We start from the raw sequence: 23099 nt of genomic DNA on the forward strand, positions 1-23099 counted from the left end.
GGGCTTTTGTGACACTAATAGCGGGGCTGGGAAATCCTGGCCTCAAATACGAAAATACTAGACACAACATAGGCTTTATGCTTATAGATCTCTTAAAAGACTCAAAATTCAAAGATATTAGCTCAGCCAAATTTCAAGGCGAAGTTTTTAAATTTAACGATATTATCTTGCTAAAACCAACAACCTTTATGAACCTCTCAGGTCAAAGTGTTAAAGCGGTAAAAGACTTTTATAAACCAGATAGGATAATCGTCATCCACGACGATCTTGATCTTAGTTTTGGCGCGGTTAAATTTAAAAAAGGCGGCAGTAGCGGCGGACATAACGGCATAAAATCGATCGATAATTTAATAGGTAATGACTACGAAAGAGTGCGCGTAGGTATCGGGCATGAGGGCGATGCTAAAAATTTCGTCCTTGGCGAGTTTAGCAACGAGGAGAAAAAGGCTTTAGATGAAATTTTAGCCTATACAAAAAATGCGGTTTGCGAGCTACTAAAGAGCGATATCAATGAAATTTCACAAAAATTTACGGTAAAAAAAGGTCTTATCAAATGAAACTATACGCCAGATACGTTGGCTGGGTCTATATAAAATCTTTTCTTATCGTATTTTTAGCGCTTGAGCTATTTTATGTTGGCATTGATCTGCTTACAAATTTAAAAGATCTACCGCCATCTGCGAACCTTCAGTTGCTCTACGTTGGTCTTACTGCGCTAAGTGCCATTAGCTACGTTTTGCCACTTTCGCTCATCTTTGCACTAATAATTTTACATGTAAATATGGTTCGCTCAAACGAGCTAATCAGCTTTTACGCTCTTGGCATTAGCAAAAACAAACTCATTTTGCCGCCATTTCTCATCGCTTTTTTTGTGACGATTTTTTATGTCGGGCTAAATTTTACGCCATTTGCTTATGCACATGACTATCAAAAAAGTATCGCTAAAAACACCGCTTTTTCAAAAAGCACAAACGACTCATTTTTGAAATTTGAAGGCAAATTTATCTATATAAAAGAGCTAAACTCAGCCAAACAAAGGGCAAATGACGTGAGAATTTTTGACATTAATGGCACTGACTTGCTCTCAACAACTTTTGCCGACCACGCTAAATTTAAAGACAATGAGTGGGTTTTAGAGGATGTAAATCAAACCTTCTTGCCTCAAAATTTAGAGCTTGGCGAAAATGGCTTTAGTAAGATAAAAAGCGAAAATTTAGATGCGTTAAGAGGCTTTAAGCCAAAGAGCATTGAGAGTGCTGCAAGCGTTGAAAACTCGAAATTTAACATACCTGATGCGATAAATTTTATAAAGACATTTAAAAACGAAGGCATAGGGCTTGATAGTGCAAGAACGGCATTTTATAACCTTGCCATCACACCATTTTTTGCGCCATTTTTGCTGCTTATTTTCTACTATCATTTGCCAGTAACCGGCAGGTTTTTTAACCTTGCACTTTCAACCTTTATCTTTGTTGTGGTAACTCTCGTAGTTTGGGGGCTTCTTTTTATCTTAACTAAATTTGCTCAAACCTCAGTCATCTTGCCAGAGATCGGTATGGTGCTCCCTGTTATTTTTCTTTTTGCATACGCCATTTATCTCATAAAATCGCATCGTTAAGCCAAATTTTGGCAACTTTTTTGTAAAATCAAGCCATTTTAAAAAAGGCTATTTTATGGATTTTAAAGAGCTTGCAAGCAAATACAAAACCCCACTTTACGTTTATGATTTTAACTACATTAAAGAGCGCTACGAGGCGCTAAAAAACGCATTTTACGCTAGAAAATCTCTGGTTTGCTACGCTGTAAAGGCAAACTCAAATTTAAGTGTTTTAAAATTTCTAGCTGATCTTGGAGCAGGATTTGACTGCGTGAGCATCGGCGAGGTCAAAAGAGCTCTACTAGCAGGAGCTAGGAGATATCAGATCATCTTTAGCGGCGTTGGCAAGAGCGATGCGGAGCTAAAAGAGGCTTTAGAAAATGAAATTTTGCTTATAAATGTCGAGAGTTTTGCCGAGCTTTTAAGGCTTGAAAACATTGCAAAGGGGCTAAATTTAAAAGCTAGGATCAGCATCAGGGTAAATCCAGGCGTTGATGCAAAAACGCACCCATATATCTCGACAGGGCTAAATGAAAACAAATTTGGCGTTGATGCGGTGACTGCTAAAAAGATGTATATCCACGCTAAAGCTTCAGAGTTTCTTGAGCCAACTGGCATCCACTTTCACATCGGCTCGCAGCTAACTTCACTAAGCCCTATAATAGACGCTGCAAAGATCGTTAGCGAGCTTTTAAGAGAGCTAAGAGCACTTGAAATAGATATCAAATTCTTTGACGTTGGTGGCGGACTTGGCATCATCTATAACGACGAAAAAGAGATAAATTTATATGACTACGCACAAGGAATTTTAGGCGCGCTAAAGGGTCAAGACGTCACTATCGTCTGCGAGCCAGGACGCTTCATCGTTGGCAATGCTGGCTACTTTGTCGCAAGCGTTTTATATGAGAAATTTAATGGCAAAAAGAGATTTGTCATCACTGATGGCGCGATGAATGATCTCATAAGACCAAGCCTTTATGGCGCGCATCACAAAATTTTTGCTTACGGCAAGGATGAAAATTTAGGCACTTGCGACGTGGTTGGTCCAGTTTGCGAAAGCGGTGACTTTTTAGCAAAAGATATCAATCTACCAGAGTGTAAGAGTGGCGATGTCATCGTGGTTAAAGGAGCTGGGGCTTATGGATTTAGCATGAGCTCAAACTACAATACAAGAAACAGAGCCGCTGAAGTTTGCGTGCTTGATGGCAAAGATAGACTGATAAGAAGACGCGAGAGTTTCGAGGATGTCGTGGCACCCGAGATAGAGTTTTTGGAGAGCGCTGATGCAAGAGCTAAATGAGCTTAGAAAAGAGATCGATAGTATCGATGATCTCATCTTAAATAAACTAAATGAAAGAATGAAGCTTGTTGAGCAGATTGGCAAGCTAAAGCAAACGACTGGGACGCCTATATATCGCCCTGAGCGCGAGCGAGCTATCATAAACCGCTTAACTAGCCTTAGCAAAGATAAAGCCTTAAATAAGGCTGCGATCGAGGCCATTTATCTTGAAATTTTTGCTGTTAGTAGAAATTTAGAGATGCCTCAAAAGATCGTCTATCTAGGGCCTGAGGGCACTTATACGCATCAAGCGGCGCAAAGTAGATTTGGCGTGATGAGCGCATATTTGCCACTTGCTACGATCGAGGCAGTTTTTACAAAGCTAGCTCAAAAAGAGGCAAAATATGGCGTCGTGCCTATCGAAAACAACACTGAAGGCGCTGTTGGAGCTACGCTTGATTGTTTGAGTAAATTTGATGATATAAAGATAGTGGCAGAGCTCTACGTAGATATCCACCACAGCTTTGTTAGCATAAATGAAAATTTAAAAGAGATAAAGCGAATTTACTCGCATCCGCAAGGCTACAACCAGTGCCGTAAATTTTTAGAAGATCACCTGCTAAATGAGGTCGAATTTATCCCAGCCAAATCAACCGCCGCAGCCGCATATATGGCATCTATGGATAGAGAATCAGCCGCTATTTGCTCAAAAATCGCAGCTAAAATTTACAATGTGCCAATCGTCTATGAAACGATCGAAGATAATATGGCAAACAGAACGAGATTTTTGATCTTAAGTGATTTTAAAAATGCCAAGGTTGAAAACTCGAAAACTTCGATCCTAGCAAAGACTGATCACAGTCCAGGACGCCTTGCTGATCTGCTTTCTATCTTTAAAAATGAAAATATCAATATCACAAAACTTGAGTCACGTCCTATAAAGCAACGCGAATTTAAGTCAATTTTTTACCTTGACTTTGAAGGGCATATCGACGATGAGAAGGTGCAAAATGCCTTTGAACTCGCAAAAGAGAGTGGCGCTGAGATAACTTGGCTTGGAAGCTATTTAAACGGAGATGAGTAATGAAATTTAATGACTTTTTAGATGATCTAGTAAATTACGAGGCTGGAAAGCCGATCGAGCTTGTAGTTAGAGAGTTTGGCATCGATGCAAAAGATGTGATAAAGCTAGCGAGCAATGAAAACCCTTTTGGCACGAGCAAACGCGTAGAAGAGGCGCTAAAAGAGGTCGCCAAAAACGCACATCTCTATCCAGACGATAGCTACTTTGAGCTAAAAGAGGGGCTGGCTAAGAAATTTGGCGTAACTAGCAAAAATATAATCATCGGCTCTGGAAGCGACCAGATCATAGAGTTTGCACTTCACGCAAAGGCAAACAAGCAAAGTGGCGTTTTGATGGCTGGCGTGACATTTGCGATGTATGAAATTTACGCAAAGCAAACAGGAGCTAAAATTTATCGCACAAAGAGCATGGAGCATAATTTGAGCGAGTTTTTAGAAATTTATAACGCGAAAAAAGATGAAATTTCAGTTATTTTTCTATGTATGCCAAACAACCCTTTGGGCGAGTGCTTGGACGCTGAAGAAATTTTTAAATTTATAGAAAAAGTTGATGAAAACACGCTTGTGGTGCTTGACTGCGCTTACAACGAATTTGCTAAATTTAAAGATAGCAAAAAAGAGATAAAGCCAAGTGAGGTGGTGAAATTTAAAAATGCCATCTATCTTGGCACTTTCTCAAAGGCCTACGCACTTGGTGGCATGCGCGTGGGATACGGCGTGGCAAATGAAGAGATCATAGGTGCTCTTTCAAAGCTAAGAGCTCCATTTAACATCACAACTCCAAGCCTAAGAGCAGCGATAGTAGCGCTTGGAGATGATGAATTTGTGCAAAAAACTATGCAAAACAACTTCGAGCAGATGAAAAGATATGAGGAGTTTGCAGAGCAAAACGGCATAGAGTTTATCCCAAGCTACACAAATTTCACCACATTTAAATTTAATGAGCCAAAATCAAGCCAGATATGCGAAAAGATGCTAAAAAAAGGTATAATTTTACGAGATTTAAAAAGCTACGCCTTAAATGCGGTGAGAATAACCATCGGCCAAGCGTGGCAAAACGATAGAGTTTTTGAAGAGTTAAAGCAAATTTTAAAGTAGGGATATGGATTTTAAGGCATTACTTCATCAAATAAGTCAAATTTATCAAAAGCTTTCACTAAAACAAAAGATCGTCGCAGGCAGCTCGATCGTTTTGGTTGTGGCTTTTTTGGTATTTTTAACGCTTTACAAAAGCAAAAGTGATAGCTTTGCAGGATATAGCGTCCTTTTTGAAAACATCAGCCCAAGCGACTCAGCCTTAATAGTCGATCAGCTAAATAAAGATGGCATAAAGTATAAACTAGCAAATGAAGGCACGATCCTTGTGCCAACAAGTGATGTCTATAAAGAGCGTATCGCTGTTGCAACGCTTGGCATACCAAAAGAGAGCAAGATCGGTTTTGAAATTTTTGACAAGCAAGAATTTGGCGCAACGGATGCCGAACAGAGAGTTAAATTTCAAAGAGCGCTTGAGGGCGAGCTAGCTAGAACGATCGAGAGCCTCTCATCTATCCAAAAAGCAACTGTAAGAATAGCCATACCAAAAGAGAGCGTCTTTACTGAAAGACAAGCACTGCCAACTGCCTCGATCGTGGTTGAGCTAAAGCCAGGCGTTAGTCTAAACGCGAAGCAAATTTTTGGCATTAAAAACCTTGTGGCGGCCTCTGTTACAAATTTAAGCACCGAAAACGTAAAGATCGTCAATCAAGACGGCGTCGCACTTGGCGATGAGGACGGTGAGTTTGATAGTGATGCCATAGCTCAGCAGATCCGCTATAAGCGCGAGTTTGAAAATAATTATGAGCAAAAGATCGTAAATGTCCTAGCTCCTATCGTGGGCGGGGCAGATAAGGTCGTAGCAAAGGTAAATATCGACTTTGACTTTGATAAAAAAGATACAAAAAGCGAGGTTTATGACCCAAATAACGTCGTAAGAAGCGAGAGCAACATCGAAGAAAAGCGCCAAGGCTCAGCTCCAAATGAAGTAGGCGGCGTACCAGGTGCAGTTAGCAACATAGGTCCTGTTCAAGGGCTAGATGACAGCACTTTAAAAGAGCAGTACAATAAAAGCTCACAGCAGACAAACTACGAGATTTCAAAGAAAGTGACAAATGTCAAAGGGCAGTTTGCTAGCATAAACAGAGTGAGCGCAGCTGTCGTTATAGACGGACTTTATCAAAGCAAAAAGGATAAAGACGGCAAACCAACTGGCGAGCTTGAATTTGCCCCGCTTACCAAAGAGCAAAGAGAATCAATCACAAATTTAATCAAGCAATCAATCGGCTACAATCAAAATAGAGGCGATGAGGTAAGCTTAGATAACTTCGAGTTTAAAACTGGCAAAGATGTCAGCACTGGCGAGAAGATGGATGGCTTTATGAACAACTACGTGATGCCTTTCTTGCCGCTACTTAAATACATCTTTGCAGCACTGCTACTTTACATCTTCTACAAAAAAGTCATCGTGCCATTTATGCAAAAGATGCTTGAAGAGACGAAAGAAGAAGAGGAGCAAGCCCAGGACGATCTTGAAGATATCGAGGTGGATGCTGAAGATACGCTTGAGAAATTTAAAGCCGCTCGTAAGAAGGTCGAGGAACAGCTTGGTCTTAGCGGTGAATTTAATGAAGATGAGCTAAAATACGACGTCCTTCTTGAAAAGATGAAGATAGTAGTCACTGAACGAAGCGAGGAAATTTCAAATTTACTCCAAGATATGGTTAAAAATGATAGTGACTTTAACATGCGTAAGGAAATTTGATGTCTATAAAACTAACCGATAAGCAAAAGATGATATATGACGATCTTTCGATGCCAGAAAAGATCGCTATTTTACTAATACAGCTTGGCGAAGAGGCGACGGCTCTTATATTTTCTCACATGGATGTTGATGTCATCACTGAAATTTCAGGCTACATAGCAACTGCAAAAAATATAGACAAACAAGTTGCAGGCGCTATTTTAGAAGAATTTTACGCTCTAATGCAGTCAAACCAATATATGAGAAGTGGCGGCTTAGAATATGCAAAAGAAATTTTATACCGCACATTTGGTCCAGAGGCTGCTCAGAAAATTTTAGACAAGCTTGCAAAAAGCATGGAAAACTCAAAGAGCTTTGGCTATCTTGATAAGATAAAGCCACAGCAACTTGCAGACTTCATCGTAAAAGAGCACCCTCAAACTATCGCGCTGATCCTTGCTCACATGGACTCAACAAGTGCTGCCGAGACGCTAAGCTTCTTCTCAGATGAGCTAAGAAGCGAGGTCGTGATCAGGATGGCAAATCTTGGCGAGATCAGCCCATCAGTGATCAAGCGTGTCTCAACAGTGCTTGAGGGTAAACTTGAAAGCCTCACATCTTACAAGGTTGAGGTTGGTGGTCCAAGAGCTGTGGCAGAAGTGCTTAATAGACTTGGTCAAAAAGCTAGCAAAAGCACGATCGAGCGCATCGAGCAAAGTGACGATAAGCTTGCTACAACGATCAAAGAGCTTATGTTTACATTTGAAGATATTATCAATCTTAATGCAACTGCGATTAGAGAAATTCTCAAAAATGTCGATAAAAAAGACCTTATGGTTGCATTTAAGGGTTCAAGCGATGGCATTAAAGATAAATTTTTATCAAATATGTCTCAGCGTGCGGCCGAAGCCTTTAAAGAGGAGATGCAATACCTTGGCGCTGTTCGTGTAAAAGACGTTGAAGAGGCGCAAAGACGCATCGTTGAGGTCGTTCAAGGTCTAGCTGATCAAGGCGTCTTCCAAGTTGGCGAAGCAGATGAGATGATAGAATGAAAAGTAGCGTAATAACAAGTGAGACCTCGCCGGCTCACTTTATAGAAAATTATAGATTTAAGGTGCTTGGGAGCAATGAAAGAGCCCAAGATAGCGCGCCTGTTTTGATAGAAGAGAACAACCTTAGTGAAGAACTAAATGAGCAAAATTTAGAGCAAGGTGGTGAAAATTTCACGCCTCAGATGCCGCACCCAATGCAGCCAAACATGCAAAATCACTTTGCACCTCAGCCTCAAAATAGTCAAGCTCATCAGCCAGGATTTGACTCTAGCTTTGTTGAGGAGCTACTTAAAAAGACAGATGAGCTAAGCAGCAACATCATCAAACTTCAAATGCAAATAGAAAATCAAGAGAGCGAATTTGCAAAACGACTTGAAGCGGAGACCATCCGTGCAAAAGAGGATGGCAAAAACGAGGGCATCGCTCAAACAAACGCTGCAAATGAGGCAAAGATAAAGGAGCTTGAGGCTAAATTTAGTGCTTCAGCCGCAAAGCTTGACGAGCAGTACGCTAAATTTGATGAGTTTTTGAAAAAGAGCGAAGACGAGCTTGGCCAAACTGCAATAAAGATCGCAAAAGAGGTGATAGAAAAAGAGGTTTCAAGCGCATCTAGCCAGATCGCTCATCACCTAGCAAATTCGCTTATAAAAGAGCTAAGCGATGTAAAAAACATAGAAATTCGCGTAAATCCAGAAGATAGCGACTATCTAAAAGAGCAATTTAGCAAAAACGAACGCGTAAAAGTAAGTGCTGATGATGCCATAAGCAAGGGCGGCGTGGTGATAATAAGCGAGGGCGGAAACATCGATGCGACGATGCAAACAAGGCTTGAGAAGCTAAAAATGCTGGTAAATAATGAATAAAGACGTTAAAAGCCTAAATGTTGATGAGCTAAACGCACTTTGCCATGACATCAGAGATAAAATTCTATCCACCGTTAGTAAAAATGGCGGCCATCTTAGCTCAAATATCGGTGCAGTCGAGATCATCGTTGCGATGCACAAAATTTTTGACGTTACAAAAGATCCGTTTATCTTTGACGTGAGTCACCAAAGCTACGCGCACAAGCTACTAACTGGGCGCTGGGACAAATTTGATACGCTTAGAAAATTTAACGGCATCAGTGGCTATATAAAGCCAAGCGAGAGCAAATTTGACTACTTTGTAGCAGGCCATAGCTCAACGTCCATTTCACTAGCAGTTGGCGCTGCAAAGGCGATCAAGCTAAAAAATGAAGAGCGCTTGCCAGTAGCTGTCATAGGCGACGGCTCGCTAAGTGGCGGCATGGCGTATGAGGCGCTAAATGAGCTTGGAGATAGAAAATATCCTTGCGTCATCATCCTAAACGACAATGAGATGAGCATAAGCAAGCCAATAGGCGCGCTTAGCAAGTATCTAAGCCAGATGATGGCTGGGCAGTTTTATCAAAAATTTAAAGGCAGGGTTGAGCGCTTTTTAAGCTATATGCCAGACTCTGCAGCTTATATGGCTAGACGTATGGAGGAGGGCATCAGGCTCATCACTCCTGGCATGTTTTTTGAAGAGCTTGGGCTTGAGTATATAGGCCCAGTCGATGGACACGACCTTTCAGCGCTTCTTAGCACATTTGAAACAGCCAAAAACATGAAAAAGCCAGTCATCGTGCATGTGCAGACGCTAAAGGGTAAAGGGTATGAATTTGCCGAGGGTTACTATGAAAATTGGCACGGAGTTGGGCCGTTTGATCTAAAAAGTGGCGAATTTATCAAAAGACAGTCAAACAAGTCAGCCACGGCGATCTTTAGCGAGCAGCTTTTAAAGATGGCAAGAGAGCACAGCGATATCGTTGGTGTAACGGCTGCGATGCCAACAGGCACTGGCATGGACGCGCTTATAGAGGAATTTCCAGACCGCTTTTGGGACGTGGCGATAGCTGAGCAGCACGCAGTCACATCGATGTCAGCCATGGCAAAAGAGGGCTTTAAGCCATTTGTCGCGATATATTCGACTTTTATGCAAAGAGCATATGATCAAGTCATTCACGATGCTTCTATATTAAATTTAAACATCACATTTGCGATGGATAGAGCGGGCATCGTGGGCGAAGACGGCGAAACGCATCAAGGTGCTTTTGACATCAGCTTTTTAAACGCTGTGCCAAACATGGTTCTTTTTGCCCCAAGGTGCGAAGAGAGCATGAAAAATGTTATGGAATTTGCCTACTCGCACAAAGGTGTGAGCGCGTTTAGATATCCGCGTGGGGCGTTTATCTTAAGAGATGAGTTTAAAGCTAAGCCACTTGAGTTTGGCAAGGGTGAAATTTTGGCTGACGCAAAGAGTGACATCGCGTTTTTAGGCTATGGCAACGGCGTTGGCAAGGCAAATTTGGTTAGAAATTTACTAGTTGGCAAGCTTGAAGCTATCCTTGTTGATCTAGTCTTTGTAAAACCGCTTGATAGAGAGCTTTTGCTGGATCTTGCAAAACGCACTAAAAAGTGGTATATCTTTAGCGATAGCGCTAAAAAAGGCGGCGTTGGCGAGATCGTAAGTGCCTTTTTACAAGAAAATGGCATATCAAATGTAAGCGTTGTTAGCTTCGAGTATGATGATAAATTTATCCAGCATGGCTCAACAGCTGAGGTCGAAAAGAGCCTTGGCATAAGCGCTGAGCAAATTACCCAAAAATTACTAGAGAATAATTAATATCATTTAATAAAGAAACGTTTAATATTACTTTTGCTAGCATAAAGCAAAAATTTGTATAGGGGAAAATTATGCAATATGTATCGTTGCTAAAACAGTCTGGGCTTAAAGTAACGCCGCAGCGTCTTAGCGTTTTAAGAATTCTTGATCGTCACACACATCCAACGATCGATGAGCTTTATGATGAAATTTTGAAAGAAAATCCATCAGTTTCGCTCGCAACTGTCTATAAAAACCTAAACACTCTAAAAGACGAAGGCCTTGTAGTTGAGGTAAATATCGTCAATCAAAAGGCGAGATACGACATTTACGAGCATCCGCACATTCACGTGGTTTGCGAAAACTGCGGTAGCGTCGAGGATATGAGCTATGATGACTCAGAGCTTGGCAAATACCAAGAAGCGCTTGAAAAAAAGATCGGTAACATCATCGAGCGCCTAAATATCGTTGCTAGCGTAAAAAGCTGTAAACACTGCCGATAAGGCAAAATTTATGTTGCACTACGCAACATAAATTTTTATTTTTCTTCATAAAACACTTCAAACAAGCCTGAAATTAGCTTTTTTCTCATTATTTTAAGCACTAACTCGCTAAAATAAACAAAAAATTTCGGAGAAAAATGTGGGTTTGGAGATAGAGCGTAAATTTTTACTCAAAAATTCTCAAATTCTAGATTTTCTAAAAGAGGCTGGGCTAGTTTTTAAGCACCTTGAAATTTCTCAGTTTTACACCAAGATCACGCAAAATGAAGAGATCCGCTTCAGAAGCGAAGAGGGTAAATTTATAAAAACGATCAAGGTTGGCAAAGATCTTATAAGAGAAGAAAATGAGGAATTTTGCGAAAAGGCGGAGTTTAAAAAGGCCCTAAAAAACCGCATCGGGCACGTCATCACAAAAGATAGATACATTTTTCGGCTAAATAATAACCCTTGCAACATCGACGTTTTTAAAGACGGCTTAAATGGACTTTGCACATTTGAGATAGAATTTGCTGATGAAAACGAGGCTTTATATTTTAAACTACCACCGTTTTTGGAGCAGTTTTGTAAGGCTGATGTCACCTGCGATAAAAGATATAAAAACAAATTTCTTGCCATCCACGCAAACGAAAATGAACAAATTGATTACAAAAGAGCCTACAATGTCTTTAAAAACAGAGAAATTTCGCCAAATTTTGCTGCAAATTTAAAAAGCGGCGAGGCTCTTAGAGCTTTGTTTTTAAGCATATATAAAGAGATAAAGAGGTTAAAGAGTGACTATCTGCAAGATCACGACGAAGAAATTTTGCATAGCCTGCGAGTAAATTTAAGAAAAGTTAGGTCGCTACTTAAAATTTTTAACGGAGTTTTTGATGAGAAAGTGACGCTCTTTTTTGGAGAGAATTTTAAAATTTTGGCAAATTCAACCAATAAAAAGCGAGACTTAGACATATTTTTAGGCTTTTTAAGCGAACAAAAGCACGCAAATGAGCTTATTTACTTTGTGCAAAAGGCTCTAAATTTAGAATACGAAAACGTTAAAAGCTACCTTAGTGACGAGGAAAACTACGCATTTTTAAAAGAGTGGGAGATATTTTTAAACGAGGGCGAGTTTTATAGATCAAAGCTCTTTGATGTAAGCCTTTCACGCCTTGGCTCGTTTAAGCTAAGAACGCTTCTAGTTTTGGCTCAAAAGAGGCTAAAAAGCCTAGATCAAGACTGCCCAAATGAGAGCTTTCACAAGATCAGGATCGAGCTTAAAAAGGTGAGATATACCTACGAGTTTTTGAGTGAGATTTTTTATTTTGACGGGCTTAAAAAGTATGAAGAGCGGCTAAAAGATATGCAAGAGATCTTTGGTGCGCTTCAAGACTATGACGTCTGGCTTGGCATCTTGGAGCGCTTGCCAGAGGCTGCTGGCAAGGAAAAGCTAGAGAGTAAAATTTACAAACAAATTTACAAAACCAGAGAAGAGATACTAAAAAAGCGGCTTAAATTTATAAGAGCAACTCGCAAGATCTCGCGAAATTTAAAAATTTACTACATATAAAGGTCTAAAATTTATGCAAAAACAAGAAAAAATAGTTGATATGTTTAACCAGATCGCTCCGACTTACGACGTCGCAAACAGGGTACTAAGCCTTGGCGTGGACGTGAGCTGGAGGAAATTTGCCTGCAGATATATGCTAGAAATTTTTAAAAATAAAAGCATAAATATAGTGGATGTGGCTTGTGGCACCGGCGATATGATGGGGCTTTGGAGTGAAATTTCAAAAGAATTTGGCGTAGAGGTGAAAAGCCTAACTGGCATCGATCCATCAAGTGGCATGCTAAAAGAGGCGAGAGCGAAATTTCCAAATTTTAAATTTATAGAGGCATATGCTGATAATACGACGCTTGCAGGCGGTGAAGCTCAAATTTTAAGCATAAGCTACGGCATAAGAAACGTGGTCGAGCGAAAGGCTGCACTAAGAGAGTTTAATAGAGTGCTTGCTTCAGATGGCTACGTCGTCGTGCTTGAATTTACCAAACGCCAGAAAAAGGGCTTAATAACTGCACTAAGAGATTTTTACCTAAGTAAAATTTTGCCAAGTATCGGCGGCTTTATCTCGAAAAACAAAGAGGCATACGAGTATCTGCCAAGCTCGATAGAAAATTTCCTTGATGCAAAGAGCTTTTGCGATGAGCTTGTGGAGGCTGGCTTTGAGATAGAGCTTTGCAAGGGCTTTAGCATGGATATCTCGACGCTATTTATCGCTAAAAAGGTCAAAGAGATCAATGCTTAGCGTATCTGAGCTAAACGAAAAAGCAAAGGCACTGCTTGAAGCGACACTTGACTACGTCGAGGTAAGTGGCGAAATTTCGCGCCTTACTAAGCATGCCTCTGGGCACTGGTACTTCACGCTAAAGGACGAAAAGTCAAGCATCTCAGCTGTGATGTATCGTATGAATAACCAAAAGGTGAAATTCCTGCCAAAAGAGGGACTAAAGGTCAAAATTTATGGCAAAGTAACCATCTATTCGCCAAGTGGCTCGTATCAGCTAGTAGCTAGCGCGATGCTGCCTGATGGCGAGGGCGAGCTTGAGCTTGCGTTTAGACAGCTTAAAGAAAAGCTCGAAAACGAGGGGCTTTTTGACATCGATGCAAAAAAAGAGATACCAAATTTACCTAAAAAAATAGCCCTTGTCACAAGCGCCACTTCAGCTGCGCTTCAAGACATGCTAAAGGTGGTAAGAAGCCGCTGGAGGCTAAGTGAAATTTATATATTTGACGCGCTAACTCAGGGCGAAAGTGCCCCGAGCTCGCTTATAAAAGCTTTGCGCAGAGCCGATAAATACGGCGTTGATGTGATCGTTTTAGCTCGCGGAGGCGGCAGCAAAGAGGATCTTTGGTGCTTTAACGACGAGGGTTTGGCACGTGAAATTTACGCTACAAAAACGCCAGTCATAAGCGCTATCGGACACGAGATAGACTACGTTATAAGTGACTTTGTAGCAGACCGCAGATCGCTTACACCAAGTGCAGCCATGCTTGATCTGTTGCCTGATGAAGAGGCGTTTTTTCAGTATCTTGATAGGCTCAGCGACGATCTTGATAGTGCCTTAAATTTAAAGATCACAAAGAAGCAAAATCTGCTAAATTTACTACTTTCTAAATTTTCATCAAATGCCTTAAAAGCTAGGATCGAGCTAAAATTTAGCGAGGTGGCAAACAAGCAAAATGCCCTAACAAACGCCGTGCAAAGAAAGATCTTGCTTCTTGGCTCAGCTCTTGGCTCGCTAGAGAAGGCTTATGAGATGAGGGAGCTCTTTTTTGAGAGCACAAAGGGGCTTATCGAGGTTAGAAAAGATGGCAAGAGGGCTGATCTTAGGGATTTAAATTTGAATGATGAGATCGAGCTTATCTCGCAAAATACACATAAAAAAGCAATTATCAAGGAGTAAAAATGAGTAGAAAAATCAACTTTAGCGCAGGCCCAAGCGCGATACCATTAGACGTTTTAGAGCACGCAAAGGCCGAATTTACCGACTACAGAGGCGAGGGCTACTCGATCATGGAGATCAGCCACAGAAGCAAGACCTTTGAGGAGATCCATTTTGGCGCGATGGAGAAGATAAGAAAGCTTTACGGCATCGGCGATGAGTATGAAATTTTATTCTTACAAGGCGGCGCACACTTGCAATTTAGCATGATACCGATGAATTTATATCAAGGTGGCAGGGCCGAGTACGCAAACACCGGCGTTTGGACAAACAAAGCGATCAAAGAGGCAAAAGTGCTTGGCGTAAATGTAGATGTCGTAGCAAGCAGCGAGGATGAAAATTTCTCTTATATCCCTGAGGTGAAATTTAGTGACGATGCTGACTATGCCTACATCTGCTCAAACAACACTATTTATGGCACGCAGTATAAATCTATGCCAAAGACCAAATCGCCCCTAGTTGTCGATGCTTCGAGTGATTTTTTCGCTAGACCGCTTGATTTTAGCAGTATCGGCTTGCTTTACGGTGGAGCTCAGAAAAATGCAGGCCCAAGCGGCGTGACTATCATCATTTTAAGAAAAGATCTAGTTGATCGCGTGAGCAGCCAAAATGTCCCTATGTTTTTACGCTACAAAACGCACGTAGAGGCAAACTCACTTTACAACACACCGCCAACTTTTGGAATTTATCTCTTAAATTTAACTATGCAGCACCTGCTAGATCTTGGCGGACTTGCTGAGGTTGAGAAGATAAACGCCAAAAAAGCAAGCACACTTTATAATATTATCGATAGCTCAAATGGCTTTTACGTGGGTCACGCTAAAAAATCAAGCAGATCAGATATGAACGTGAGCTTTACGATACCAAAAGATCATGCGCTTGAGCCAGTTTTCGTCGAAGAAGCGCTAAAAGAGGGCATGCTAGGGCTAAAAGGTCACAGACATCTTGGTGGCATAAGAGCCTCTATCTACAACGCCGTTAGCCAAAGCGACGTTGATAAACTTGGCGAGTTCATGAGAGAATTTGCCAGAAAGCACGGCTGATGAACAAGGCAAAAAAAGCTTACGATGAAATTCCTTATTTCTCAGCTGCATTTAGCGACTGCTCGCCTGTTAGGATAGAGGCGGTTGCTAAATTCCTGGGCTTAAAGGCGGCAAATTTAAAAGAGGCTAGAGTGCTTGAGCTTGGTTCATCATACGGTGGCAATATCTTGCCATTTGCCGTCTCACACAAAGAGGCAAAGGTCGTTGGCATCGACATCTCAAGCCACCAAGTAGAAGAGGGCAACAAGATCGCAAAGAAGATGAATTTAAAAAATTTCACCCTTCTTGAGCGCGACTTTTTGCACATGAACGAGCACGACATCAAAGAGCTTGGCGAGTTTGACTACATCATCGCACACGGCGTTTATAGCTGGGTGAGCCCAAACGTAAGAGACGCGCTACTTGCAACGATAAAGGCGCTACTTAGCAAAGATGGCATCGCCTACGTCTCCTATAACACCTACCCAGGCTGGAAGAGCCTTGATATCTTAAGAGATTTCATGCTTTTTGCGAGCGCAAATAGAGGCGATAAAGACTCACTTCCTCACGTCAAAGAAGAGTTAAATTTCTTGCAGGATTACTTGAAATTTAGCCTGCAAAACCAAAGCGATGTCGTCTATAAAGATAGTATGAAGCTACTTTTGACGCAGCTAAATTTCTTGCAAGGCATTATCGCAAAAGGGAGTGATTATTACATTTTGCACGACTTTTTGGAGGCTAGCAACGAGCCAACATACTTTCATAAATTTGCCAAACACATCGACAAACACGGACTTTGTTACGTCATAGACGCCTCGCTAAATGACATCTTTGCAAGCTCGACTGGGATCTACCGATTTGACGCGCACATCGAGCAAAGCTACAACACTCGCATCAAGAAAGAGCAGCTAAATGACTTTTTGTTTAATAGATCCTTTAGAAAGAGCCTCATCGCGCACAAAGAAAGGCTTGATGGCGCTGATGACTTTGATGCGGTGCTTGGAGAGAGCGAGCTTGATAGGGTTTATTTTGCATATTTTAGTGAGCAGCCAAGGACAAAAACGCAAGAAATTTTAAGCAAAGCCTATCCACAAAGTCTAAATTTAAGCGAAGTAAAGGCCGCACTTGGTGAGAGCGAGGGCGAAGCATTTATGGGGCTACTTGAAATTTTAAACGATCAAAACACTAAAATTTCATCCTCAAAGCTTGCTGCACTTGCTTATGAGCCTAAAAAAACTAGGCTAAAGCCTAGAGCTGCGGCCTATCTTGGGTATTTTCTGGATGCTAGCTCGCCAGTTATTTCTTTGGCAAATGAGCTAAATGGCAAGCTTAGTTTAAGCGTTGAAGAGATCAAGGCTGCCTTGAAATTTGACGGCAAGGCCAGCTTTAAAGAGATCGCAAAGGGCGTAAATTTAAGCGAAGATGAGCTAAAAGAGCTTGCCTTTAAACTAAGTGAAGCTTACTTTTTTGAAGAAATTTAAAAAGAGCGTGGCAATTTAGCCATGCTCTTACTCAAAAAACATATCTTTTAATATCAAACATATCATCGCTATGTAAAAGACCAAAAACCATTTTTTAAGTGTTTTTTTGTCGGTATTTTGCGTCTTTTTGGTGCCAAAGTATGCGCCTATTAGCGAGCCAAGACCTAAAAATGTGCCCTCAGCGTATGAGATGTGACCATTTAGTGAGAGTGAGGTGAAGCCGGCAATGGCTGCAAACATAACGAAAAACACGCCCATAGAAACGGCTTTTTTCAGCTCATAACGCAAAAAGCCTACCAAGATAGGGGCGATAAAGACGCCTCCGCCGATGCCTATGCTAATGGCAAAAACGCCAACAAAAACGCCAACTAAAAATAGCAAAAAGAGCGAATTATTCGCATTTGAGCCGTCGCTGTTTGGTGAAAAGTATAGTTTTATAAGCGAAAAGACAAATGTCGCAAGTAGCATAGACTCAAGTAAAAGTGCAGGCGCATGCGATACGATAATGCCGCTAAAGCTGGCTCCAACCAAGCCTCCAAGCCCCAAAAAGACGCCGCGATCTAGCTTTAAAAGCCCAGCCTTGTAGTTTAGATACGAGCCAAATGTCGCGCTAAAGATCATCTGCATGACGCTTATGCCAATGGCATCTTTGACGCCGTATCCAAAGGCAACCATAATAGGAACGACGACCGTGCCGCCACCGATGCCAAAAAACCCAGCGATGTAACCAACGCCGATACCGATTATAAATAGTTCTACAAAAAGCATTTTTCTCCCTTGACTGGTGCAAATTTTAGCCAAGGGGCTCTTAAAAAAATAGTAAAAAGGCGTAAATTTAAAATTTTAGCCAAAATTCTAAAAAGTAAAAGCGAAAATTTTTTATAATCAATAAAAATTTAAAAGGAAAAAGATGCTCTTAGAACAACCACTTTTTTATTACGAAGCGATCAGAGAGAAATTTAAAAATAGCTACCTTGCTGAAGACAAGACGCAGACGATAATCGGTATCGACTGCGAATATATCGATGAAAAGGATATGGACTTTTACGGACTTAGAAGCTACTTTGATACTAATCGTAACAGATCGCTCGCATCTTTTGCTGGACTTTTTGGCGTCTTTGCATATGATGGCGTGAGATACTTTGAATATATCGGCGAAGAGAAGGCTAAAAAGTATGAATTTCCAAAATTTATCTATGCTGACGCAAAAGCATATCTGCACTTTGATAAGATGAGTAAAATTTACACTTTTTATGGAGATAAAGAGAGGTATTATGACTTTTTGCTAAATTTAAAGGCAGAGCATAAGGGCGAAAAAGAGTGTGAATTTAGCATAAAAACCGATCTTAGTGAAGAAAAGAAACACTTTGAGGATATGGTTGAAGTGGCAAAAGAATACATAAGAAGTGGCGATGTTTTCCAAGTGGTGCTTGGAGAGTTACTTGAAATTTCAACTAATATGAGCAGCCTGGACTTTTACAAAAAGCTTGCCATAGCAAATCCTAGCCCATATATGTTTCATTTTCCTACGCCTTATGGTGATGTGGTTGGCTCATCGCCTGAGCTTGTTTTTGAGATGAAAAGCGAGCAAATTTTTGTAGCACCAATTGCAGGCACAAGACCAAGAGGCGGCGATGCAAACGCTGATGTGGCGCTTGAAAATGAGCTTTTAAGCGACGAAAAGGAGCTAGCTGAACATAAGATGCTAATCGACCTTGCCAGAAACGACATCGGCAGGGTCTCAGAGCCAAAGAGCGTGGTCGTGAAAAATGCGATGCATATCCAAAAATTTGAAAAAGTGATGCACATCGTGAGCGACGTCTATGGCAAGTGCGCTAGGGAGCTTAATCTTTTTGACGTGCTAGCTAGCATCTTCCCAGCTGGCACGCTAAGCGGTGCGCCAAAGATCAGAGCGATGCAGATAATTAACGAGCTTGAAATTTTTGAGCGAAATATCTATGGCGGGGGCATTGGATTTTTGCATTTTAATGGCGACGCTCAGGTGGCGATCCTCATCCGCTCAGCCATCTTTGTGCCAGCTAAAAAAGGCTTTAGCGACGTCTTTGTCGGAGCTGGAGCTGGCATAGTCTATGACTCAAAGAGCGAGAAAGAGTATGCTGAAATTTGTCACAAACGAGCCAGCGTGGTAAATGTCTTTAAAAACAGCGCAAAAGAGGTTTAAATTTACAAATCAGGAGCTTTCATACCAGGACAAAATTTGATCCTAGCTATAACGATTTTTGTTTTTATATGTGCGTGCTTTATGGCGCATAAGGACAATAAAAATAGTTTGCAAAAGAAAGATAGATAAAATTTATTAAATTAAAAGGTAGTAAATTGACATGCAAGAGTAAATTTGTGTTGTTTGGCTTTAAAAAGAATAACTAATGCCAAGATAAATTTATCCTAGCTTTAACGACCCTATTTTCGTGGGTGCGCTAAATGTTGGCAAGATGAAATTTAGCTTTGATGATCGCATCCAAACAAATGCGATGGCAAATTTTACACAAATTTATGAATATGAAAATTTACACATCAAAAAGGGCGAGCGTCTTGGAAATTTCGAGCTTGGCTCAACTATCATCATACTTAGCGAAAAAGATGTGATCGAGTACAACCTTTTTGAAAACAAAGAGCTAAAATTTGCTGAAGCGATAGGACTTATAAAATAAATACGCTAAGCATATGAGTAAATTTTTATATATCCATTATAATATGAGTTATAGTCTTCAAAATATTATAGGTATGAAGGCATGTAAAAGATGATGAGCGTATTATTTTATCTACCAAAATTTCTCTAGGATTAAAATTTGATTGGCTCATCTGTAAGCTGATATTTGTTTTACTAAGTCGATAGCTTTTACATCATTTAAATATATTAATAAGATATAAGATTATGAGTTGATATATTTTTAAAAGAATTTTATTAACTTGTTATAAAAAAATTAAATTTGCCTTGCAACCCAAGGCTTAAATATTTTATGTATAAATTTTAGCTATTTAGCCCAAAAAGGGCTAAATTTAGACATTAAACCTAAAGTGCATCACGTCGCCATCTTGCACGATGTAGTCTTTACCTTCAAGTCTCATCTTGCCAGCCTCTTTGGCTCCGTTTTCGCCGCCATGTGCGATGTAGTCATCATAGCTTATAACTTCAGCTCTGATAAAGCCCCTCTCAAAGTCGTTGTGAATAACACTTGCTGCTTTTGGCGCTTTCCAGCCATTTGTGATCGTCCAAGCCCTAACTTCTACGACGCCAGCGGTGAAATAGCTTATCAAATTTAGCTTTGCAAAAGACGTTTTGATGATCTTTTCAAGGCCGCTCTCGTGCGTGCCAAGAGATGCCAAAAACTCGTGTGCCTCTTCGTCGCTTAGACCGATTAGCTCCTCTTCAACCTTGGCGCAAAGCTTGATCACCTCGTGATCTGAGGCTTTAGCATACTCTTTTAGTGCTTTTACAAATTTATTATCTTCGCTAAGCCCCTCTTCATCGACATTTGCGCCATAAACTACCTCTTTAGCGCTTAGAAGCCTTAGCTCTTTGTTGAGCGCTAAAAACGCCTCGCTATCTCTTTGCTCGAAGCTGCTTGCGCTTTTGCCATCATTTAGGTAAGCTAAAAGTAAATTTGCTATCTCAAGCGCCTCTTTAGCGCCTTTTGCATTTGCTTTTGCCTCTCTTGTGAGCTTTTCTATCTTTTTGTTTAGCTGCTCGATGTCAGCTAGTATCAGCTCGGTTTGGATGATCTCGATGTCTCTTACTGGATCGACGCTACCTTCGACGTGGGTGATATTTTCATCCTCAAAGCAGCGAACTATGTGTAAGATAAGCTCGGTTTCTCTGATGTTTGATAAAAATTTATTGCCAAGTCCCTCGCCAGAGCTAGCCCCTTTTACAAGGCCTGCGATATCTACGAATTCGATGGTTGAGTATTGAATTTTATTTGGACTAACTATCTTTGCAAGCTCATTTAGTCGCTTATCAGGCACTGGCACGATGGCTTTGTTTGGCTCGATAGTACAAAACGGATAGTTCGCACTTTCGGCGTTTTGCGCCTTTGTAAGTGCGTTAAATGTTGTTGATTTACCCACATTTGGTAGGCCTACTATTCCAACTGAAAGTCCCATCAATTCTCCTTGCTAAGTGCTTGTAAAAAGTATAAATTCATCCTCACACCTGCTCCACTAGCACCTGCTTGGTTGTAGCCCCAAGCCTTTTCGCTGTATGCTGGGCCTGCGATATCAAGGTGTAGCCACTTATCTTTATACTCATCTTTGATAAATTTGGCTAGAAACATGCCAGCTGTGATCGCGCCGCCATATCTGCTTGAGGCGCAGTTGCTAACGTCTGCGATCTGGCTTTTTATAAGCTCGCTAAGATAAGGGTTAAAATCAAGCGTAGTCGCTAACTCGCCGCTATCTTTTATCTTGTTTTTAAACTCATTTTTTAGGCTCTCGCTGTTGCCCATGATGCCTGTTGTGTATTCGCCAAGTCCCACGACGCAAGCGCCAGTTAGGGTTGCCATGTCGATTAGGATGTCTGGCTTAAAGTCTTGAGCGTAGCTTAGGCAATCAGCCAGCACCAAACGTCCCTCTGCGTCGGTGTTTCTCACCTCTATGCTAACGCCACTTCTTGAAATAAGCACGTCATCTGGCTTATAAGCGTTGCCACCGATCATGTTTTCAGTCGCACCTAAAATGGCGTGAATTTCAAATGGTAAATTTAGCTCCGCTGCACCTTTTATGATGCCAAGAGCTGCTGCTGCGCCGCTTTTGTCTGATTTCATAGTGAGCATATAGTCAGCCGGTTTCAAGCTAAGGCCGCCACTATCGTATGTTAGCCCTTTGCCGACAAAGATGATGCGTTTTTTAGATTTTTTAGGCTTGTAGGTTAGGTGGATGAGTCTTGGTTTATGCACGCTTGCGCGATTTACCGCCAAAAATGCGTTCATATTCTCTTTTGCTAGAAATTTCTCGTCATAGACCTCGCACTTTATGCTGGCGATGTTTTTGGCTAAATTTAAAGCGTCCTCGGCCATCTTTTGTGGGGTGTAAATTTCTGGGATTTCATTTACGATATCTTTTGTGAAATTTGTAGCATTTGCTATTATCTCTGCCTCTTTAAAGCCCTCATTTGCAGCTTTTAGATCGACCTTTGTGCCAGCAAATTCTTCAGTAGAAAAGATGATCTCTTTAAGGGTGTATCTCTCTTTTTTCTCTTTATACTTGTTAAATTCATAGCTTCCAAGCAAAAAGCCCTCAGCTAGCGCCTCAAAGCTTAGTTTTTGGCACTGCGCTACGTAAGAAGCTAGCTTTATGCTCTTAATATTTAGCGATTTTAGTGCGTTATAAGCTTTAGCGGCTGCAACCCTAAGCTCGTCAAGATCAAGCTTAGAAAGTGGCACGTAAGCCCTTTTTGCCTCGCTTAGGACAAGGACGCTTTCGCCTTTGTAATTGTTAAATTTAATAGCCTCTTTATCGCCTATAAATTTATGTTTTAAGTCCTTATCTACTACGAAAATTAGTTCAATATCAGCTTTTATATCTTTTAATTTTTTATCAACTATTTGAAACTGCATGTCTTCTATCTCTCCTTTCGTTTAAAATTTTATTTTCGATGCGCTTAAATGTATAGATCAAAAGCCCCATAAATATGGCAACCACTGGGATAGCGACATACCAGTGCTCTTTTGCCTTTTGAAGCAGCACCAATATATGCTTGCCAAGTATCCAAGCAGGTATGGTGGTGATCGCCGCCCAGCACCAAGCGCTGATTAAATTTATAAAGGCGTATTTTTTAGCGTCATAGCCGGTAAGCCCTATGCAAAGCGGTATGATGACACGAAAGCCATACATATAGCGTTGTAAAAAGATGATCGGCCAGCCATATTTTTTCAGCATTATGTGCGCTACTGCAAATTTTCTCCGCTGCGTGTGAAGCCTTTTTGCGATGTATTTTTTATTGTAACGGCCAAGGTAGAAGTAAATTTGATCACCCACAAAGCCTCCAAGTCCAGCCACAAATATAGCAAGCGCGATGTGCATATGCGTGGTGTGAGCGAGAATTCCAGCCATTATTAAGGCCATCTCGCCCTCCATGATACACCAGACAAAAAGTATGATGTAGCCGTACTCTTTAAGCAGTTCTATAAAAAACTCTTCCAT

The 23099-nt window shown here is 40.9% G+C and carries 20 protein-coding genes and 1 pseudogene; 17 read left to right on the plus strand and 4 right to left on the minus strand.

What is annotated here, in order from left to right; genetic code table 11:
* Positions 1 to 8 precede the first annotated feature (8 nt).
* The 15 genes from pth (at position 9) to F3G98_RS02210 (ending at position 16937) form a co-directional block, all read left to right on the plus strand.
* Positions 9 to 557 (plus strand): aminoacyl-tRNA hydrolase, encoded by a 549-nt coding sequence (gene pth, locus F3G98_RS02140; protein ID WP_103607936.1) that lies wholly within the window; start codon positions 9 to 11, stop codon positions 555 to 557.
* Positions 554 to 1618, plus strand: a complete 1065-nt coding sequence (locus F3G98_RS02145; protein ID WP_103607935.1) for an LptF/LptG family permease — start codon at positions 554 to 556, stop codon at positions 1616 to 1618. Before pth ends, F3G98_RS02145 begins: the two co-directional genes overlap by 4 nt.
* Positions 1619 to 1673: 55 nt before the next feature.
* Positions 1674 to 2897 carry a diaminopimelate decarboxylase gene (gene lysA, locus F3G98_RS02150; protein WP_103607934.1) on the plus strand — a complete coding sequence of 408 codons (1224 nt, stop codon included), beginning with the start codon at positions 1674 to 1676 and terminating at the stop codon, positions 2895 to 2897.
* Entirely contained in the window at positions 2881 to 3960 is a 1080-nt protein-coding gene (gene pheA, locus F3G98_RS02155; RefSeq protein ID WP_103607933.1) for a prephenate dehydratase, read from the plus strand. Before lysA ends, pheA begins: the two co-directional genes overlap by 17 nt.
* Positions 3960 to 5057: a histidinol-phosphate transaminase gene (gene hisC, locus F3G98_RS02160; RefSeq protein ID WP_103607932.1), complete on the plus strand. Its 1098-nt coding sequence runs from the start codon at positions 3960 to 3962 to the stop codon at positions 5055 to 5057. The genes pheA and hisC overlap by 1 nt, the downstream gene beginning before the upstream one ends.
* Positions 5058 to 5061: 4 nt before the next feature.
* On the plus strand, positions 5062 to 6759 hold the full coding sequence (fliF, locus tag F3G98_RS02165; protein WP_103597392.1) for a flagellar basal-body MS-ring/collar protein FliF: 1698 nt from the start codon (positions 5062 to 5064) through the stop codon (positions 6757 to 6759).
* The gene (gene fliG, locus F3G98_RS02170) at positions 6759 to 7790 is read left to right on the plus strand and encodes a flagellar motor switch protein FliG (RefSeq protein WP_012001435.1); all 1032 of its coding nucleotides are present in this window, start codon (positions 6759 to 6761) and stop codon (positions 7788 to 7790) included. Before fliF ends, fliG begins: the two co-directional genes overlap by 1 nt.
* Positions 7787 to 8653 (plus strand): flagellar assembly protein FliH, encoded by an 867-nt coding sequence (gene fliH / locus F3G98_RS02175; protein ID WP_149725682.1) that lies wholly within the window; start codon positions 7787 to 7789, stop codon positions 8651 to 8653. Before fliG ends, fliH begins: the two co-directional genes overlap by 4 nt.
* The gene (dxs, locus tag F3G98_RS02180; protein ID WP_149725683.1) at positions 8646 to 10472 is read left to right on the plus strand and encodes a 1-deoxy-D-xylulose-5-phosphate synthase; all 1827 of its coding nucleotides are present in this window, start codon (positions 8646 to 8648) and stop codon (positions 10470 to 10472) included. The genes fliH and dxs overlap by 8 nt, the downstream gene beginning before the upstream one ends.
* A 71-nt stretch (positions 10473 to 10543) precedes the next feature.
* A complete protein-coding gene (locus tag F3G98_RS02185) occupies positions 10544 to 10954 on the plus strand; it encodes a Fur family transcriptional regulator (RefSeq protein WP_009294652.1) in 411 nt (136 codons plus the stop codon).
* A gap of 139 nt (positions 10955 to 11093) precedes the next feature.
* Entirely contained in the window at positions 11094 to 12500 is a 1407-nt protein-coding gene (locus F3G98_RS02190; RefSeq protein WP_223231289.1) for a CYTH and CHAD domain-containing protein, read from the plus strand.
* A 13-nt stretch (positions 12501 to 12513) separates the two neighbouring features.
* Positions 12514 to 13236 carry a bifunctional demethylmenaquinone methyltransferase/2-methoxy-6-polyprenyl-1,4-benzoquinol methylase UbiE gene (ubiE, locus tag F3G98_RS02195; RefSeq protein ID WP_103607929.1) on the plus strand — a complete coding sequence of 241 codons (723 nt, stop codon included), beginning with the start codon at positions 12514 to 12516 and terminating at the stop codon, positions 13234 to 13236.
* Positions 13229 to 14395 carry an exodeoxyribonuclease VII large subunit gene (xseA, locus tag F3G98_RS02200; protein WP_103607928.1) on the plus strand — a complete coding sequence of 389 codons (1167 nt, stop codon included), beginning with the start codon at positions 13229 to 13231 and terminating at the stop codon, positions 14393 to 14395. The genes ubiE and xseA overlap by 8 nt, the downstream gene beginning before the upstream one ends.
* A gap of 2 nt (positions 14396 to 14397) precedes the next feature.
* On the plus strand, positions 14398 to 15477 hold the full coding sequence (gene serC, locus F3G98_RS02205) for a phosphoserine transaminase (RefSeq protein WP_103607927.1): 1080 nt from the start codon (positions 14398 to 14400) through the stop codon (positions 15475 to 15477).
* Entirely contained in the window at positions 15477 to 16937 is a 1461-nt protein-coding gene (locus F3G98_RS02210) for a methyltransferase regulatory domain-containing protein (RefSeq protein ID WP_103607926.1), read from the plus strand. Before serC ends, F3G98_RS02210 begins: the two co-directional genes overlap by 1 nt.
* Positions 16938 to 16964: 27 nt before the next feature.
* Here F3G98_RS02210 and F3G98_RS02215 read toward each other — a convergent pair whose 3' ends face one another.
* Positions 16965 to 17705 carry a sulfite exporter TauE/SafE family protein gene (locus F3G98_RS02215; RefSeq protein ID WP_103607925.1) on the minus strand — a complete coding sequence of 247 codons (741 nt, stop codon included), beginning with the start codon at positions 17703 to 17705 and terminating at the stop codon, positions 16965 to 16967.
* A 142-nt stretch (positions 17706 to 17847) separates the two neighbouring features.
* On the opposite strand from F3G98_RS02215, the gene F3G98_RS02220 reads away from it, so the two are divergent.
* The gene (locus tag F3G98_RS02220) at positions 17848 to 19119 is read left to right on the plus strand and encodes an anthranilate synthase component I family protein (RefSeq protein ID WP_103607924.1); all 1272 of its coding nucleotides are present in this window, start codon (positions 17848 to 17850) and stop codon (positions 19117 to 19119) included.
* 241 nt (positions 19120 to 19360) lie between these two features.
* Positions 19361 to 19609 (plus strand): annotated as a pseudogene (locus F3G98_RS02225) (phosphatidylserine decarboxylase); the annotation flags it as partial.
* 349 nt (positions 19610 to 19958) lie between these two features.
* Here F3G98_RS02225 and ychF read toward each other — a convergent pair.
* Genes ychF through F3G98_RS02240 form a run of 3 tightly spaced genes read right to left on the minus strand, consistent with a single transcriptional unit; the run spans position 19959 to position 23099 of the window.
* The gene (ychF, locus tag F3G98_RS02230) at positions 19959 to 21062 is read right to left on the minus strand and encodes a redox-regulated ATPase YchF (protein ID WP_103607923.1); all 1104 of its coding nucleotides are present in this window, start codon (positions 21060 to 21062) and stop codon (positions 19959 to 19961) included.
* Positions 21062 to 22513 carry a leucyl aminopeptidase gene (locus F3G98_RS02235; protein WP_103607922.1) on the minus strand — a complete coding sequence of 484 codons (1452 nt, stop codon included), beginning with the start codon at positions 22511 to 22513 and terminating at the stop codon, positions 21062 to 21064. The genes ychF and F3G98_RS02235 overlap by 1 nt, the downstream gene beginning before the upstream one ends.
* Complete coding sequence (locus F3G98_RS02240) at positions 22494 to 23099, minus strand: DedA family protein (RefSeq protein WP_012001446.1); 606 nt, start codon at positions 23097 to 23099, stop codon at positions 22494 to 22496. Before F3G98_RS02240 ends, F3G98_RS02235 begins: the two co-directional genes overlap by 20 nt.

This window comes from Campylobacter concisus (assembly GCF_902460895.1).
GTDB lineage: Bacteria > Campylobacterota > Campylobacteria > Campylobacterales > Campylobacteraceae > Campylobacter_A > Campylobacter_A concisus_BC.